The sequence below is a fragment of the Rhodococcoides fascians NBRC 12155 = LMG 3623 genome (assembly GCF_001894785.1).
In the GTDB taxonomy this organism is placed as follows: Bacteria; Actinomycetota; Actinomycetes; order Mycobacteriales; family Mycobacteriaceae; genus Rhodococcoides; species Rhodococcoides fascians.
Map to the genome: position 1 here is coordinate 526,882 of NZ_BCWW01000003.1, position 16,191 is coordinate 543,072.

General features: G+C 64.5%; 16 protein-coding genes and 1 pseudogene. 5 read left to right on the forward strand and 12 right to left on the reverse strand.

From position 1 onward, the window contains the following. Positions 1-7 precede the first annotated feature (7 nt). Positions 8-214: a hypothetical protein gene (locus RFA01S_RS10275; RefSeq protein ID WP_032365896.1), complete on the reverse strand. Its 207-nt coding sequence runs from the start codon at positions 212-214 to the stop codon at positions 8-10. Between the two features lie 151 nt (positions 215-365). On the opposite strand from RFA01S_RS10275, the gene RFA01S_RS10280 reads away from it, so the two are divergent. Next, positions 366-1,694 carry a cryptochrome/photolyase family protein gene (locus RFA01S_RS10280; protein WP_032407628.1) on the forward strand — a complete coding sequence of 443 codons (1,329 nt, stop codon included), beginning with the start codon at positions 366-368 and terminating at the stop codon, positions 1,692-1,694. Positions 1,695-1,700: 6 nt separating this feature from the next. Here the strand turns inward: RFA01S_RS10280 and RFA01S_RS10285 are convergent, their stop codons facing one another. Beyond that, positions 1,701-2,603 (reverse strand): DMT family transporter, encoded by a 903-nt coding sequence (locus RFA01S_RS10285; RefSeq protein WP_032407627.1) that lies wholly within the window; start codon positions 2,601-2,603, stop codon positions 1,701-1,703. Positions 2,604-2,673: 70 nt separating this feature from the next. After that, the gene (locus RFA01S_RS10290) at positions 2,674-4,530 is read right to left on the reverse strand and encodes a propionyl-CoA synthetase (protein ID WP_032407626.1); all 1,857 of its coding nucleotides are present in this window, start codon (positions 4,528-4,530) and stop codon (positions 2,674-2,676) included. Between the two features lie 192 nt (positions 4,531-4,722). Here RFA01S_RS10290 and RFA01S_RS28510 point away from each other — a divergent pair, with 192 nt between their 5' ends. Then, complete coding sequence (locus RFA01S_RS28510; protein ID WP_027495939.1) at positions 4,723-5,154, forward strand: type III PLP-dependent enzyme domain-containing protein; 432 nt, start codon at positions 4,723-4,725, stop codon at positions 5,152-5,154. Positions 5,155-5,172: 18 nt separating this feature from the next. On the opposite strand, the pseudogene RFA01S_RS10300 reads toward RFA01S_RS28510, so the two are convergent. The 7 genes and pseudogenes from RFA01S_RS10300 to RFA01S_RS10330 all read right to left on the reverse strand — a co-directional run bounded on the left by RFA01S_RS10300 (position 5,173) and on the right by RFA01S_RS10330 (position 10,655). Further along, positions 5,173-6,666 (reverse strand): annotated as a pseudogene (locus RFA01S_RS10300) (carboxyl transferase domain-containing protein). 10 nt (positions 6,667-6,676) lie between these two features. Next, entirely contained in the window at positions 6,677-7,876 is a 1,200-nt protein-coding gene (locus RFA01S_RS10305) for an ABC transporter permease (protein WP_032407625.1), read from the reverse strand. Next, a complete protein-coding gene (locus RFA01S_RS10310; protein WP_032381681.1) occupies positions 7,873-8,766 on the reverse strand; it encodes an ABC transporter ATP-binding protein in 894 nt (297 codons plus the stop codon). The genes RFA01S_RS10305 and RFA01S_RS10310 overlap by 4 nt, the downstream gene beginning before the upstream one ends. 16 nt (positions 8,767-8,782) lie before the next feature. Beyond that, positions 8,783-9,334 carry a hypothetical protein gene (locus tag RFA01S_RS10315; protein WP_032407624.1) on the reverse strand — a complete coding sequence of 184 codons (552 nt, stop codon included), beginning with the start codon at positions 9,332-9,334 and terminating at the stop codon, positions 8,783-8,785. 4 nt (positions 9,335-9,338) lie between these two features. Further along, positions 9,339-9,866, reverse strand: a complete 528-nt coding sequence (locus RFA01S_RS10320) for a hypothetical protein (RefSeq protein ID WP_032407623.1) — start codon at positions 9,864-9,866, stop codon at positions 9,339-9,341. Then, positions 9,863-10,135, reverse strand: a complete 273-nt coding sequence (locus RFA01S_RS10325) for a helix-turn-helix transcriptional regulator (RefSeq protein WP_032365905.1) — start codon at positions 10,133-10,135, stop codon at positions 9,863-9,865. Before RFA01S_RS10325 ends, RFA01S_RS10320 begins: the two co-directional genes overlap by 4 nt. Positions 10,136-10,199: 64 nt before the next feature. Beyond that, positions 10,200-10,655: a MarR family winged helix-turn-helix transcriptional regulator gene (locus tag RFA01S_RS10330; RefSeq protein WP_032407720.1), complete on the reverse strand. Its 456-nt coding sequence runs from the start codon at positions 10,653-10,655 to the stop codon at positions 10,200-10,202. A 30-nt stretch (positions 10,656-10,685) separates the two neighbouring features. Here RFA01S_RS10330 and RFA01S_RS10335 point away from each other — a divergent pair, with 30 nt between their 5' ends. Next, positions 10,686-11,567, forward strand: a complete 882-nt coding sequence (locus RFA01S_RS10335) for an alpha/beta fold hydrolase (RefSeq protein ID WP_052060777.1) — start codon at positions 10,686-10,688, stop codon at positions 11,565-11,567. A 51-nt stretch (positions 11,568-11,618) separates the two neighbouring features. Here the strand turns inward: RFA01S_RS10335 and RFA01S_RS10340 are convergent, their stop codons facing one another. Then, positions 11,619-13,283, reverse strand: coding sequence for an ABC-F family ATP-binding cassette domain-containing protein (locus tag RFA01S_RS10340; RefSeq protein ID WP_032407621.1), 1,665 nt, complete (start codon positions 13,281-13,283; stop codon positions 11,619-11,621). 57 nt (positions 13,284-13,340) lie between these two features. On the opposite strand from RFA01S_RS10340, the gene RFA01S_RS10345 reads away from it, so the two are divergent. Then, positions 13,341-14,189: an aldo/keto reductase gene (locus RFA01S_RS10345; RefSeq protein WP_032381819.1), complete on the forward strand. Its 849-nt coding sequence runs from the start codon at positions 13,341-13,343 to the stop codon at positions 14,187-14,189. 102 nt (positions 14,190-14,291) lie between these two features. Next, on the forward strand, positions 14,292-15,113 hold the full coding sequence (locus tag RFA01S_RS10350) for a uroporphyrinogen-III synthase (RefSeq protein WP_032375363.1): 822 nt from the start codon (positions 14,292-14,294) through the stop codon (positions 15,111-15,113). On the opposite strand, the gene RFA01S_RS10355 is transcribed toward RFA01S_RS10350, so the two are convergent. After that, positions 15,110-16,183, reverse strand: coding sequence for an NAD(P)-binding domain-containing protein (locus RFA01S_RS10355; RefSeq protein WP_032371564.1), 1,074 nt, complete (start codon positions 16,181-16,183; stop codon positions 15,110-15,112). The genes RFA01S_RS10350 and RFA01S_RS10355 overlap by 4 nt on opposite strands. Positions 16,184-16,191: the final 8 nt, after the last annotated feature.

Consider the following 16,191-nt stretch of genomic DNA (forward strand, 5'->3'; position numbering starts at 1 on the left):
CCCAATGCTAGGCAACCCAGCTGTCGACGGTGGTACGCCGCTCCTCGGGCGTCTTGGCGAAGAATTCCTCGAGGGCCGTGCGGCGATCGACGTCGGCGTCGAGGGTCCAGGCGAGGGCGGGTGCCTTGGCATAGAGCTGCTCGTAGTACTTCTCGAACGTGCAGGTGCTCTCGACGAGGGAGAGGGCACCGGGGAAGGGGCGGATGTTCGTCATGATGTTCTCTCCTCTGCTCGCGGCTGATCGGCGTATTTCCCAAGGTAGGGGGCGATGTTGCGGCGTCGGTGAGCATGGATTGGCGATTCTCTGAGAATCCCCGAAACAGCGATGGGGGTTGCTCGTAGCCGGGTTGGGTAAGACTGACGGCATGTCGCTCGTTTGGTTTCGCCGTGATCTCCGACTGGGGGATCTGCCCACCCTCACCGCCGCTGCCGAGTCCGGGGATCCGGTACTGGGGCTCTTCGTATTGGACGACCGTTTGCTGAAGCCCTCCGGCGGTCCGCGCAAGGACTTCCTGTTCCGGTCGCTCGAGGCACTGAACGAGCAGCTCGACGGCAGACTGATGGTGGTGCACGGCGAACCCGAGACGGTGGTGCCGAAGGTGGCGAAGACAATCGACGCCGACGAGGTCCACATCAGCGCCGATTACGGTCCGTACGGCCGGGAGCGGGACCAGCGCGTCGGCGAGAAGGTGACGCTGGTCGAGACCGGGTCGCCGTATGCCGTTGCGCCCGGACGAATCACCAAGGACGACGGTGAGCCGTACAAGGTGTTCACGCCGTACTCGCGGCAGTGGATGGAACACGGTTGGCGTGGACCAGCCGATACGTCCGCGAAAACCGTGACGTGGATCGACCCCGACGACGTGAAAGGCGTGAAGAGGGCGAAAGTTCCGAGCGAGAAGGAGACCTCCGACGCCGATGCAGGGGAGAAGGCCGCACTGGCGCAGTGGAAAGACTTTCTCGACGACGTCTCGAAGTACGACGACGAACGCAACCGCCCCGACCTCGATTCGACGAGCCGGATGTCGGTGCATCTGAAGTACGGCACCATTCACCCGCGAACCATGCTGGCCGACCTGGGCAAGCTCCGCAACGAGGGTGCTGCCGCGTATCGGCGGCAGATCTGCTGGCGAGACTTCTACGCCGACATCCTGTTTCAGCGCCCCGACAGTGCGCGCGAGAACTACGTCAAGAAGTTCGACAAGATCGAACTGGACTCGGGCAAGCACGCCGACGAGCTGTTCGAGGCCTGGTGCAAGGGCGAGACCGGCTTTCCGATCGTCGATGCCGGTATGCGGCAACTGAACTCGGAGAAGTGGATGCACAACCGGGTCCGTATGATCGTCGCGTCGTTCCTCGTCAAAGACCTGCACCTGCCGTGGTGGCGAGGTGCCCGCTATTTCATGCAGCATCTCGTCGACGGCGATCTGGCCAACAATCAGCACGGTTGGCAGTGGACCGCGGGCACCGGTACCGACGCCTCGCCGTACTTTCGGGTGTTCAACCCGATCACCCAAGGTGAGAAATTCGATCCGACAGGCGATTACGTCCGGCGCTGGGTGCCGGAGCTACGCGGTGAGGAGGGAAAAGCCGTGCACACGTTGAAGTTCGGCCGACCCAGGGAGTACGTGGATCCGATCGTCGACCACAAGCACGAGCGTGAGGTTGCTATCGCTCGGTTCAAGGCGCTGTAACGGCTGCTATTTCCTGCGGGACAACCCGACCCCGACGAGGCAGATGACACCGCCGACGACGGCGAGAATGTGCGGTATCTCGCCGAGCGACAACCAGGCCAGAGTGATGGTGATCGGCGGCACCGCATACGTGGTGATGCCTAGCTTGCCTGCGTTCATGCGCGTCAGCGCGTAGGCCCAGGTGCTGAACGCCAGTGCGGTGGGAACCAGGCCGAGGTAGATCAGTCCGCCGGTGGCTCCGGCCGAGGCGGTCGACAGGTCGTCGAGCAGAGCGGGCGCGAACGGCAGCGTGCAGACCGCGCCGATGGTGCAGGCCATCCAGGTGACCTGCAGGCCGGGAATCGTGCGCAGCACCGGCTTCTGGCTGAGTACTCCGATCGCATAGGTCACCGCGGATACGAGACAAAGTGCAATGCCGAGGAAGTCGGCGTCCGTTCTGGTGGTCGAGGTGGTGGTGACGGCGGTGACGACGCCGACCATGACAGCACCGGCGAACGCGATACCGGCACCGATCACCAACCACTTCGGAAAGCCCTCGCCCAGAAGCAGACCGGCGAACAGGGCCACCAGGATAGGGCCGATCTGAATGATCATCGACGTCGTTCCGGCGTCTACACGTTGCTCGGCGGCGTTGAGGGCGACGTTGTAAACGCCGAACCAGAACACGCCGACGCTGGCGATCTGTAACCACTGCGTGCGGTTCGGCTTGACCCACTGTCTCCTGATCAACACGATCACACCGAGTGCGCACGATCCGATGAGCAGCCGGCCCAGAGCGAGTGGGCCGGCACCGAACGATTCACCGACGCCGCGGATGGCGACGAAGGCCGAGGCCCACGAGATCACCGTGACGGTGACCGCACCGAGGGCGAGCCAGTCGACGGCGGGGCGAGTGTCGAGATCTGTCATGCCGAGGACGCTATCGTGCGGGAGTGCCCCATGGCGCGCGGGTTTCGGCCATGGTTGCTTCTGTTTCCGCCTATCTGCCGAGGAGCTTCTCCAGCGCATCGAGGACCGCGGGATCCTCGATGGTCGACGGGACCCCGTACTGCTCACCGGCGACGATCTGTCGCATCGTCTTTCGGAGTATCTTGCCCGAGCGGGTTTTCGGTAGAGCTCCGACGATCGTCACATCGCGGAAGGTGGCCAGTGCACCGATTTGATCGCGGACCATGGCCACCAGTTCGGTACGCAATTGCTCCTCGGAGATGTTCTCGCCGGCTTTGAGTACTACGTATCCGCTGGGGCGCTGGCCTTTGAGGTCGTCGTGGATACCGATGACGGCGCATTCGGCGACGGCGGGATGGCCCGCGAGCACCGCCTCCATCGACCCGGTGGACAGGCGGTGGCCGGCGACATTGATGACGTCGTCGCTGCGACCGAGTACGTAGACGTAACCGTCGGCGTCGATGTAACCGGAGTCGCCGGTGAGGTAGTAACCGGGGAACGTATCGAGATACGAACGCTGGAAACGTGATTCGTCGTTCCACAGTCCAACCAGTGCACCTGGCGGCAGTGGCAGCTGCACGACGATGTTGCCCTCCGAGCCTGCGTCCACAGGATTACCGGACGCGTCGAGGATGCCCACCTGGAATCCCGGTACCGGTACGGTCGGCGATCCGGGTTTGATCGGAAGTGGTTCCAGCCCGCGAAGGTTGGCGCAGATGGCCCACCCGGTCTCGGTCTGCCACCAATGGTCGACGACGGGTCGATCGAGGGTGCGTGAAATCCACTCGTAGGTATCGGGATCGAGGCGTTCACCGGCGACGAACAGTGTCTCCAGTGATGAGGTGTCGTACTTCTCGAGCTCGGCGGCGTGCGGATCGACCTTGCGGATAGCGCGTAGCGCGGTCGGTGCGGTGAACAGAGCCCGCACACCGTGGTCCTGGATCACCCGCCAGAACGCGCCTGCATCGGGAGTCCCGACGGGCTTGCCCTCGTAGAGAACCGTTGTGGCACCAGCAAACAGCGGGCCGTAGACGATGTACGAGTGTCCCACCACCCATCCGACGTCGGAGGCCGTCCACATCACCTGACCGGCATCCACGTCGTAGATGTTGCGCATCGACCACGTCAACGCGACGGCATGACCGCCGTTGTCGCGCACCACGCCCTTGGGTTTCCCCGTCGTACCCGACGTGTAGAGGATGTACAGCGGATCCGTCGCCGCCATCGAAACCGGTTGTGCCGCCGAGGCGTCGGCGATGAGGGTGTCCCAATCCAGCCACTCGTGTTCGCCGGGAATGCCCTCTCGTGATTTCACGATCACGGCCGGTGTGTTCGCGGTCGTGAGCGTCAGGGCGCGCTGCACCAACGGCAGATACTCGATGACGCGCCCCGGTTCGAACCCACCGCTCGCGGTGATCAGCAGCACCGGCTCGGCGTCGTCGATGCGCGCGGCGAGTTCTTTGGCGGCGAATCCGCCGAACACCACCGAGTGCACCGCACCGAGTCGCGCACACGCGAGCATCGCGATGACGGCCTCGGGAATCATCGGCAGATAGATGACCACGCGGTCGCCCGGCCCGACGCCCTGCGCGCGCAGCACCCCGGCGAAGCGCGCGGTCTCGTCGAGAAGTTCGGCGTAGGTGTAGCTCCGGGTGAGCCCGAGCATCGCCGAGTCGTAGATCAGCGCGGTGCGATCGCCGTGGCCGGCGTCGACGTGCCGATCGAGTGCGTTGACGCATGTATTGAGACGGGCTTCGGGAAACCATTGCGAACCGTCGAACGCCGTGGTGGGAGGGGTGTCCCAGTCGACTCCCGACGCGGCCGCCAGCCAGAAGTCCTCGCGGTTGTCGATGCTGCTGTCGAACGCCTGCCGATACTCGCCACTCATGTCTGCGAGCGTAGTTCGAGGTGGGGTGGTCCGGGCCGGGTTGCGCACTACCGGCGACGACCGGCGGAATCCCGTCGACCGGCGGTCGGAATGTGCATCGGTGCCCACACGCCGTCAAGATTCACCGCTGGGGCGTCAAGATTGCGTCAACACCCCTGTTCGACGCCACCGCCCGGCGCAAGACTTCTTCTCATGACTCTTGTGGACATACTTCCGTCTCTCGGTGCCGCCTACGTCTCGCGGTGCGATCCAGCGCTCTGGCCGGCGGACACTCACTGTGTGTGCGGTCGCATCACCGTCGACGGCGTTGCGTTGGAGGATGTGGCCGATGCCGAGGGCACTCCGGTGCAGTGGGGCTCGATTCTGGTGACTCGGGTGCGTTCGGTGATCGCAGGCGAAGTGGGCGTCGACGCCGAGTTCGGGGATCTGCTGCAGGCCGTCGTGGTCAATCGGCATTCGGTGGGCCCGGTGGTCAAGGTCGACGTGCACGGTCCGGGGCGCTGCTGCGTCAGTCCGGTCGAGTTGCCCGCGGACCTTCGGGCGGGCGATGTGTTGGCGCTCGTGACCTCGCACGTGCACGGCGGAGCCTGCGGTCGTTCCGCAGGCTCCACTCCGGTCTCGTAGCAGGGGTTGAGTTTCCACTCACAAGGCGACCCCGAGAGTGCGGTAGCGGCCGAGTCGCGCACTCGTCCGAGCTGCCGCTTCGAGGGTCGACAGCTCGCGTAGTTCGCGGACAATGGCATCGGCGATGCGACCGGAGAACGCGGCCGGTTCGTCGGCCGCGTCGGGGAGTTCGGGAACGATGGCGTCGACGATGCCGTCTCGCAGCAGGTCGACCGACCTGATGCCCTGAGCCTCGGCCATGTCCGGTGCATGGGCGGTGTCGCGGTGCACGATTGCGCTGGCTCCCTCGGGTGGAAGCGGTGCGAGCCAGGCATTCTGGGCACACAGGACGCGGTCCGCGGGCAGCAGTGCGAGTGCTCCGCCGCCGGTGCCCTGGCCCAGTAGTACCGACACTGTCGGGGTGTTCACGGTGACCAGGTCGGAGATCGAGCGCGCGATCTCGGGTGCGAGACCACCCTCCTCAGCTTCCTTGGACAGCGCTGCGCCGAATGTGTCGATGACGAGCACCAGAGGTAGCCGGAGTTCCTCGGCCAGACGCATGCCGCGCCGAGCTTCTCGTAGTGCTGCAGGACCCATCGTTGCCGTGGCGGTGCTGCTGCTTCGGTCGTTACCGAACAGCACACAGGAGACACCGCGAATGCGGCACAGTGACAACAGGATCGAAGTGTCGGCTTCGCCCTGACTGGTGCCACTGAGCGGAACGTGCTCGGCCGCAGCATGTTCGATGATCTGCCGAATCCCTGGGCGATCGGCGCGGCGAGAAGACTGCACCGAGTGCCAGGCCGAGTGCTCGGGAATGCTCGTACGTCCGACTTCGGGAACGTCCGTCCACACGGATGCGTCGACGATCACTCGCAGCGTGCGGATCAGCAAGTGACGCAATTGCTCGACCGGCACCACACCGTCGATGACACCGTGCTGGTACAGATTCTCGGCGGTCTGGACATCATCGGGAAATGGCTTGTCGTACAGGGCCTGATACACCCGCGGGCCGAGGAACCCGATGAGGGCCTCGGGTTCGGCGACGGTGACGTGGGCCAGTGAACCCCAGGATGCGAAAACGCCTCCCGTCGTCGGATTGCGGAGTTACACCACATACGGCAGGTGCGCCGCTTTGTGTGCGGTGACGGCGGAGGCGATCTTGACCATCTGCACGAAGGCCAACGTTCCCTCCTGCATGCGCGTGCCGCCGGAGGTGGGGGAGGCAATGAGTGGCAGGCCCTCTCCAGTGGCGCGCTCGATGGCGGAGGTGATGCGCTCGGCCGCCGCGACGCCGATCGATCCGGCGAGAAACGCGAACTCGCAGGCGATGATCGCGACGCGTCGGCCGTCGATGGTGCCCTCGCCGGTCAACACCGATTCGTCGACGCCACTCTTCTCGCGAGCCTTGGCCAGATCCTTCAGATAGGACTCCCCAGGATGGACGTCCACGGGCGTGGAGTCCCACGACACGAACGATCCGCCGTCGAGAACGGAATCGAGAATCTCGGCGGCGGATGTCCGTGGGCTCATGGCGCGAACTCTATCGAGCGAATGCTTCCTTCCACGAGACGGTCTTGCCGATTCGGAGAATGGAACGCTGGTAGATCTTCGCCGCGCCCATGGCCAGAATTGCGGTGGTGACGATCATCAGGACCGCCGAGCCGACGATCTGCACCGGCGAGGTCACGCCGGCCGCAATCCGCAGCGGCATCATGATCGCGGAGAACGGAGGAATCCAGCTCAGCGTGTTGGCGAGAGTGCTCTCCGGATCGCTGACGGAATAGAAGGCCGCGAAGAACATGGCCATGATCAGGATCAGCAGTGGCATGGTCGTCGAGTTCACGTCCTCCTGCCGCGAGACCATGGATCCGCCCGCTGCATAGAGCACTGCGAAGAACGCGAAGCCGAGAATGAACCACGCGAGTGTGGCCGCGAAGACACTCACCGCGGCACCGGTGACGGTGAGTACGCCTGTGCCCAATCCTGCTCCCACACCGGCAATTCCGTACAGAGCGAGCTGCAGGATGCCGACCGCACCGATGCCGAGGATCTTGCCCCAGAGCAACTGCAGGGGGCGAACGGTGGAGAGCAACAGTTCGACCACGCGCGAGGACTTTTCTTCGACGACGCCCATCGCGACGTACATGCCGAAGCCGATGATCTGTGCGTACAACAGGAACACGGCCGACAGGGCCAGGGCGGTCCGCTGACCGGCCTCGGGGTCGGGCGGATCGATCGCGTCGACGGTGACCGTCGCGGCACTCGTCGCTGCCCCGAGCTCGTTCTGGTCGACACCCTGTTGCGCCAGTGCAGCATTCGTGGCCTGCGTCGCGACACTGCCTTCGACGACGGCGCGCAACGTGCCGGTCAGATCGGACTCGGTGACGGCCGTGTACGCGCCCGCAGTCCCGTCGGGAACCAGCGCCACATCGAGATCCCCGGATTCGACGCCACTGCGCGCGGCCGCCGCGTCGGCAACGTCACGGACTTCGACGGGGCTACCGACGGCGTCGCCGGTCGCCTCCAATACCGTTGCAATGGACTGGTCCCCGGCGACGCCGATCACGTCGCGCTCTTCGTCACCGCTGCCGGAGAAGATCGAGAATGCGATGATGCCGCCGACGATGACGGCCAGGATGATCACGTTGCTGATGACGAAGCTCTTCTTCATCACCTGAACGGTGAACTCGCGCTTGGCTATCAAGGACACTGCGCTGAAGGAGTTCAGTTGGGAGCTCATGCCACTACCGCCTCTCGGAACAGGTCGCTCAGGGAAGGTTTCTGGATCGAGAATTCGTGGACCGGTCCGGTCGCGAGAGCGGCCCGCAGGACTTCTTGATCATCGGCTCCCGGTGCCAGCCCGAGAACGGTGACGCCGTCGCTGTGCCCGAGTGTGCTCACTCCGGCGATGCCCGACGCCCATCCGGGGGCAGCGTTCGGTGCGTGGACGTGCAGGTGCGAATCTCCTGATCCGCGTAGTTCGTCGACGGTTCCGACGGCTTTCATCGAGCCGGCGGCGATGATGCCGACGCGGTCGCACAGGCGTTGCACGAGATCGAGTTGGTGGCTCGAGAACACCACCGGCACTCCGGCAGCGGCCTTTTCGCGGAGAACTTCGCTCATGACGTCGACGGCGATCGGGTCGAGGCCGGAGAACGGTTCGTCCAGCACGAGCACTGCGGGGTCGTGCACCAGCGCTGCTGCCAACTGCACGCGCTGCTGATTTCCCAGGCTCAATGCGTCGACGGTGTCGTTGACGCGCTCGTCGATGCCGAGGCGTTCGGTCCAGCGGATCACCGCGGCTTTGGCATCCTTCGACGAGAGGCCGTGTAGCTCGGCCATGTACGCCAATTGCGGGCCGACCTTCATCTTCGGGTACAGCCCGCGTTCCTCCGGCATGTAACCGATGGTGCGGCGAACATCGAGGTCGACGGGCTTGCCGCCCAACAGAACCTGGCCGGAATCTGCCGACAGCACGCCCAGCGCGATGCGCATTGTGGTGGTCTTGCCCGCGCCGTTGCTGCCGACGAAGCCGAACAATTCGCCCGGCCGGACGTCGAAACTCAGGTTGTCGAGGGCGATCTTGTCGCCGTATCTCTTGGAGACGGAGTCGATCGTGAGGGTGCTCATGGTGCCCTTTCGGTCGTTACTGCTGGTCGAACTCTTCGGTGTCTTCTGGTTCGGGGTCGGGGGTTATCCACGCGAGAATGATTGCCGGGGTCGATATTCCGATCATCAGTCCCGCGAGAGTCCAACCGCCGCCGGCGTAGGCGAGACGGGGGAGGTCGGGGAAGGTCGAGGACAGGACGATCAGGGCGAAGGCCGCGACCATGACCAACCCCTGCGTGACGGTGAGGCCGATGGAGCGAGCTTCGTTGCGCTGCTGCACTTCCCATTCGTCCAATGCTCCGACGGGTGCATCGCTGTGGCGGCCGGAGACCGTTTGCAGAGCGGTCCAGATCGGTATGAAGATGAGTGCGGCGGGAATCCAGGCGATTGCGGCCCACGAGAAGAACAGCGTCGAGATGCTTATGACGAGGAACGTCAGGTCGGCAGCCATCACTGCGATGGCGAGAATGCGGCGTCGATGTTGCGTGCGCCATTTCGGAAGCCAGTGTCTCGTGTTGGCGTCGTTCTCGAGGAATCGCCGGGTGCGATAGGCCTGATAGCGGGTGAGGATGTCGGGTTGCGGGGTCATGGTCTCAGCCGTCCTCGGGGTCGGGGTCGGGGGTGGTCCACGCGAGAAGCATTGCGGGGGTCGTCCCTCCGGTGAGTAGTGCAGTCAGGACCAGTGCTCCACCAGAGATGCCGAGATTCGCTGCCCCGAAGGCGGATCCGATGAGCAAGTACGCTCCAGTCGCGGTGCCCAAGACCTGAGTGACCGTCAGGCCGATGGATCGGGCTTCGTTGCGGAGCTGGACTTCGAGCTCGTCGAGCGCATCCACGGGGGCTTCGGCGCGCCGATTCGACACGATGCCGAGGACGATTGCCGCGAACGTGAACACGATGTAGCAGATTCCCCAGGATCCGATCGCCCAGTCGAACACCGGTTCCGAGAGTGCGAATCCCGCAGATGCCGCGAGCAGTACCAGAAGGAACGCAACGAAGGCTCGGCGTCGTTTCTGGGGTCGCAGTCCCGGTAGCCAATTCGCATAGGTCTTTTCGTTCTCCAGGAATACTCTCGTCCGGGCTTCCTGATATCTGCCGAAGATGCTGGGGCTGGTGTTCATCGATCCTTTTCCTTTCGGAAGAGTTCGGCCGAGAGTGGTCCGAGTTCGGTGCGTGAGAACACCGCTTCGATCGGCAGATCGAAGACGTCGCAGATGCGCATCGCGAGGTCCAAGCTCGGGTAGTGGTCGCCTCGTTCGAGGGCTCCCACCGTCTGGGGATTCACTTCGACGAGTTCGGCCAGTTGCGCGCGGCTCATCTTTCGTTCTGCCCGCAGAACACCCACCCTGTTGTAGATCGGGAGCGCGGTACCGCGCTTGACGGGGCTCATGACAATGAAGTGTTGTATAAACCCAACGATGTGTCAACCGTTCATAACAAAACTGCTGATTTGTCTACGGTGTCTGCTGCTCCCGAGTGGAGGCGACGATGGCGCGCATCGTGGTCAGAAACTCATCGATCGTTGCCCGCTGCTCGGGCGTGAAGCGGGCGAGCTCGTCGACGGCCTGGCCGATGACGGGGCCGAAGAACGTTGTCCCGAGTTCCGACGCGTGCGCAGTCACGCGCAGCAGTACTCGCCTGCGGTCGGACGGGTCGGGCTCGCGTAACACCAAGTCACGCTTGGTCATTCGATCGATCAGGGCCGTGACCGACGCGGATTCCAGGCCCAGCTGGGTTCCTAGCCAACCGGGCGTAGCGCGCGTTCCGGCTCGGTCCGCGTCGAGGAGACAGATCAGCGCCCGGATATCCGTCGGGTGGAGCGCATGTCTCTGCGCGAATTCTGCGCCCAGAAGATCGAGGTCGACCGTCAGTACGCGTAGCTGATGGACGGTGGAGGCGGGCTCGGTCATGTGCTGATCCCTCGGGAGATGCTGGACGAGATGTCTCTCCATTGTCTACTATCTCGATCATCGAGAGAATGGAGGGTTGCAGTGACGCTGGACGAATTCTTCTCCGCCTACGACCGGGTGCTGCAGAAGTGGCCGGCGGATACCCAAGCCATCGACGTGAACACGGTGCACGGTGCCACACGAATCAACGCTTGCGGGCCCGTCGACGGTCCGGCGCTGGTGTTGCTGCCGGGCGCGGGTGCGACGTCGACCGTCTGGTTCGCCAATGTCAACGCGCTCTCAAGGCACTATCGGGTGTACGCAGTGGACCTGATGGGCGACGTCGGACGGAGCGTGCCCGGTGAACGCGCCATCGACTCTGTCGAGGAGCTACTGGATTGGCTGTCGGCCGTCCTCGACGAGTCGAACCTGCCGACCGTGGCACTGTGCGGCCATTCCTACGGCGCGATTATCGCACTGGCCTATGCGCTACGTCACGAGAACCGCGTGGATGCGTTGACCCTACTCGATCCCAACGCATGCTTCGGCTCCATGAGTCCGCGCTACCTGCTGCACGCCCTACCGATACTGCTGTCTCGCAACGAGAAACGGCAGCGTGCTTTCGTCCGATGGGAAACCGATGGCGCGCAGTTGGATCCGGATTGGCTCGACGTACTTGCTCTGGGAGCCGCGCATGCTCCGACGTCGAAAACCATCGTTCCGAAACGGCCGAAACCTGCTGCGTTCGCGAACTTCGGTGTAGCGACAACCGTGGTACTGGCAGGGAATGGCAAGGTGCACAATGCCGCTCGGATCGAATCGGCGGTCCGAACCGTCCTGCCTGCAGCGCGGACCGTGATACTCGACGGAGCCACGCATCACACGTTGCCGATGCGTCCCGCCGCCGAGGTGAACGAAATTCTTCTCAGTTGACGAAAATCGGGTGCAGCTAGCCGCGCTCAGCTGCACCCGATTCAGCGCGACCTACTTCTCGCTCAGCTGCCCATCGTTCATCGTCCAGTGACGAGTGCTGCGGACGGTGTCGAGCATGCGGCGATCGTGCGTCACCAGCAGCAGGGTGCCCTCGAAGTTTTCCATCGCGCGTTCGAGTTGTTCGATGGCGGGCAGGTCGAGGTGGTTGGTGGGCTCGTCCAACACCAGCAGGTTCACGCCGCGGGCCTGTAGCAATGCGAGTGCCGCACGGGTTCGTTCACCCGGCGACAGGGACGACGCCGGCCGCAGTGCGTCGTCGCCGCGCAGCCCGAACTTGGCCAACAGTGTGCGGACCTCGGCGTCGGGCCATTCGGGAACTGCTGCACTCAACGCGTCGGACACCGTGCCGTCACCGACGAAATATGCTCGCGCCTGATCGATTTCACCGATTGCCACACCCGAACCCAATGATGCCGAGCCCTCGTCCGGTTCCAGCCGGCCCAGCAGTACCGAGAGCAACGTCGTCTTGCCGGAGCCGTTGGGTCCGGTAATGAGGATGCGATCGCCCCAGTCGATCTGCGTCGTCACCGGACCGAAGGTGAACTCCGATCGGCGAACGACGGCTCCGCCCAACACCGCGACAACGGTCCCGCTGCGAGGAGCCGCCGCGATCTCCATCCGCAGTTCCCATTCCTTACGGGGTTCCTCGACCACCTCGAGTCGCTCGATGCGGCGCTGTGTCTGACGGGCTTTCGCGGCCTGCTTTTCGGTCGACTCGGCGCGGGTCCTGCGGGCGATCTTGTCGTTGTCGGTCGCCTTTCGTCGCGCATTGCGGACGCCCGATTCCATCCAGTTCCGCTGCATCTGCGCGCGAGACTCCAACGCGGATTTGGTGTCTGCGAACTCGTCGTACTTCTCCCGTGCATGCTGGCGCGCAATTTCACGTTCCGCGAGATAGGACTGGTAGCTGCCGTCATACACATCGATGCGCCGCTGCACTCGATCGAGCTCGACGACACCGGTCACCGTCCGCGCCAGAAACTCGCGATCGTGACTGACGACGATGATGGCCGCCCGCGTCGCGACGACGAATTGTTCGAGTTGCTCGAGGCCTGCGAGGTCCAGGTCGTTGGTGGGCTCGTCGAGCAGAAGAATGTCGTAGCGTGCGAGCAGAATCGCGGCCAGTCCGGCGCGGGCGGCCTGCCCACCCGATAGGTCCGTCATGAATGCGCTGCCGTCGACATCGAGGCCCAGATCCGCGAGCACCTTCGTCGTGCGTTCCGCCAGATCTGCGCCGCCGAGCGCCAGCCACTTCTCGAGCGCAGGGGTGTAGAGGTCCTCGTCGGCAGGAGCGGAGCCTGCGGAGTGACCGGAGTCGCTGCCACCCAACGCCTCGGCGGCTGCGTTCATGGAAGCTTCGGCCGAAGTGACCCCGGTCCGCCGGCCGAGGAAATCCAACACCGTCTCCCCGGCGATGCGCTCGGGCTCCTGCGCCAGATAACCGACGGTTGCGTCGGGCGGGCTGGTGTAGATCTCACCCTCGTGATCGGCCGTTCCCACGCCCGCCAGCAGCGTCAACAGCGTCGATTTACCGGCACCGTTCGCACCGACCAACCCGATCACATCACCCTCGGTCACCGTCAGATCGAGGCCGGAGAACAGGGTCCGATCGCCGTGAAAGGCGGCCAGATCGTCGATGCGGAGCGTGGCAGTCACCGGACCAGTATCCCCGGGACCGGGAACAGATTCACAGCGCCGTCCGTTGGCATTCGTATGACGTATTCAGCCGAGACCAGTACTGTCCCGACCATCGTGCTCAACGACGGCACGTCGATTCCCCAGCTCGGGTTCGGTGTGTGGCAGGTTCCCGACGACGGTGCGCAGGCCGCCGTGGCCGAGGCGCTGAAGGTCGGATACCGCAGCATCGATACCGCAAAGGTGTACGAGAACGAGGCCGGCACCGGCAAGGCCATCGCGGAGTCCGGCATCGCGCGCGACGAACTGTTCGTCACCACCAAGCTGTGGAACGACGATCAGGGCTACGACTCCACCTTGAAGGCCTTCGACGCCAGCATGGATCGTCTGGGCCTCGAGTACCTCGACCTGTACCTGATTCACTGGCAGCAGCTCGATCGCGACAAGTACATCGACACGTTCAAGGCGTTCCAGAAGCTGAAGTCGGACGGCCGCATCGGTTCGATCGGCGTCTCCAACTTCACCATCCCCACGCTCGAGAAGCTGATGGACGCCGTCGGTGAGGTCCCGTCGGTCAACCAGATCGAGCTGCATCCGCGCTTCATCCAGGAAGAACTGCGCGCTTTCCATACCTCGAAGGGCATCGCCACGGAGGCGTGGAGCCCGCTCGGCTCCGGCACCGTTTTGGACGATCCGGCCTTTGCGCCCATCGCCGAGGCACACGGCGTCACCCCGGCCCAGGTCATTCTGCGCTGGCACATCCAGCTCGGCAACGTCGTGATCCCCAAGTCGGTCACCCCGGAGCGGATCGCGAGCAACTTCGACGTGTTCGGCTTCGAGCTGAGCAACGACGAGATTCAGCAGATCAACGCTCTGGACACCGCCGACGGCCGCACCGGCCCGGACCCGGACAAGTTCAGCAGCTGACCCGCCATGTGAGTGGAACTTCGTAGTGGACTACGAAGTTCGGAGTGGAGCCTGCGGAACGACCGCGGGCACAGTGCGCACATGGGGGCCTAGTCTGTACCCATGTCGGAACCGCTCGCAGGCAAGACCGTTGCCCTCACCGCCGAGCGGCGTGCAGACGAATTGGCCACCATGCTCGAACGCCGCGGCGCGAACATCGTTCACGCCGCGGCGATTCACGTTCTACCCCTGATCGACGACTCGGAGCTGAAGTCGGCTACCGAAGGCATTGTCGATCGTCCCCCGAAGATCGTGGTGATCAGCACCGGTATCGGCTTCCGTGGCTGGCTCGACGCGGCGGCCGAATGGGGTGTGCGCGACGACCTCCTGGCAGCGCTCGGGCACACGCGAATCATTGCGCGTGGCCCCAAAGCGCGTGGTGCGATCCGGGGTGCCGGGCTGCGTGATGAATGGTCGCCCGCCACCGAAGCATCGCAGGAAGTCGCCGATCATCTTGCTGCCCAGGGTATTTCCGGTGCCGACATCGCCGTGCAACTGCACGGCGTCATCACCGAATGGGAACCGACGATTCACCTGAGCGATGCTCTGAGCGAACTCGGCGCGCATGTACGCCCGATCCCCGTGTACCGCTGGATCCGCCCCGTCGATCAGGCCCCGCTCATGGACTTGTTGGCACAGATCATCGAGCATCGAGTGGACGCAGTGACGTTCACGAGCGCTCCCGCCGTCGCCTCCCTGCTGTCGACGGCCAAGGACAACGGCATGCTCGACGCCTTCCTCGCCGCACTTCGAGGCCCCGTCGCCGCGATCTGCGTGGGGCCGGTGACGTCGGCCCCGTTGGATGCGTTGGGCGTTCCGACGTCGATGCCGGACCGTGCGCGTCTCGGCTCCCTGGCCAAGTTCGTCGTCGAGCAGCTGGGTTAACCCAGAGTCTCGAGCAACTCCGTCACCGCTGCTCGCCCGGCCCGGTTCGCCCCGATCGTGCTCGCGGACGGGCCGTACCCCAGCAGGTGGACGCGATGGTTCGCGGCCACCCGGGTGGTCAGCCTGCCGTCCATGACGATTCCGCCGCCGTGCCCGCGCAGTCGCAGCGGGGCAAGGTGATCGAGGGCGCTGCGGAATCCGGTGGCCCACAGGATCACGTCGGCGTGCTGGGTCGAACCGTCCTCCCAGACAACGGAATCGGCGGTGATCGAGGAGAACATCGGCTTGCGTTCGAGAGCGCCACGTTCGCGGGCGGCAGCCAGCGACGGGGTGAGCAACAGGCCGGTCACCGAGACGACCGAGCCCGGCGGCAGGCCCGCACGCACCCGCTCCTCGACCATGGCGACGGCTTTGCGTCCGGCGTCGTGGTCGAACTGGCTGTCCCGGAACACCGGTGGTCGACGCGTCACCCATGTTGTTGTGGTGACCTGCGAGATCTCGTCGAGTAGCTGCACGGCCGAGATTCCGCCGCCGACCACGACGACGTGTTTGCCGACGAACTCGTCCGCGGTTCGGTAGTCCTTGGTGTGCAGTTGTCTACCGGTGAAGGTCTCGGCTCCGTCGTAGTGCGGAACGAATGGCTTCTCCCACGTTCCGGTCGCATTGATGAGGCCCTCGGCCATGACGACCGTGTCCCCGGCCTCGACCCGAAAGAGTGGTTCGCGGTCGCACACGACCGTCACCGTGACGGGGCGTCGGACATTCAGTTCGAACCGTTTCTCGTACGCGCGGTAGTAGCGGGGAACCGCGTCGGCTGCCGCGATGGATTCGGGTGGCTCGTCTCCCAGCGTGTCGGCGAACGGCATCCCGGGCAGATCGTGCACTCCGTTGACGGTGCTGAGCGTCAGCGACGGCCACCGGAACTGCCAGGCACCGCCAGGTCCGGGGGAGCGGTCGAGCATGACGAAGCCCGCACCTGCGGCAAGTCCGGCCCGCCTGAGGTGGTAGCCGGCCGAGAGCCCGGCCTGGCCGGCACCGATGACAGCAACCCGAGTGTCGATCACGAGTATCAGTAGAT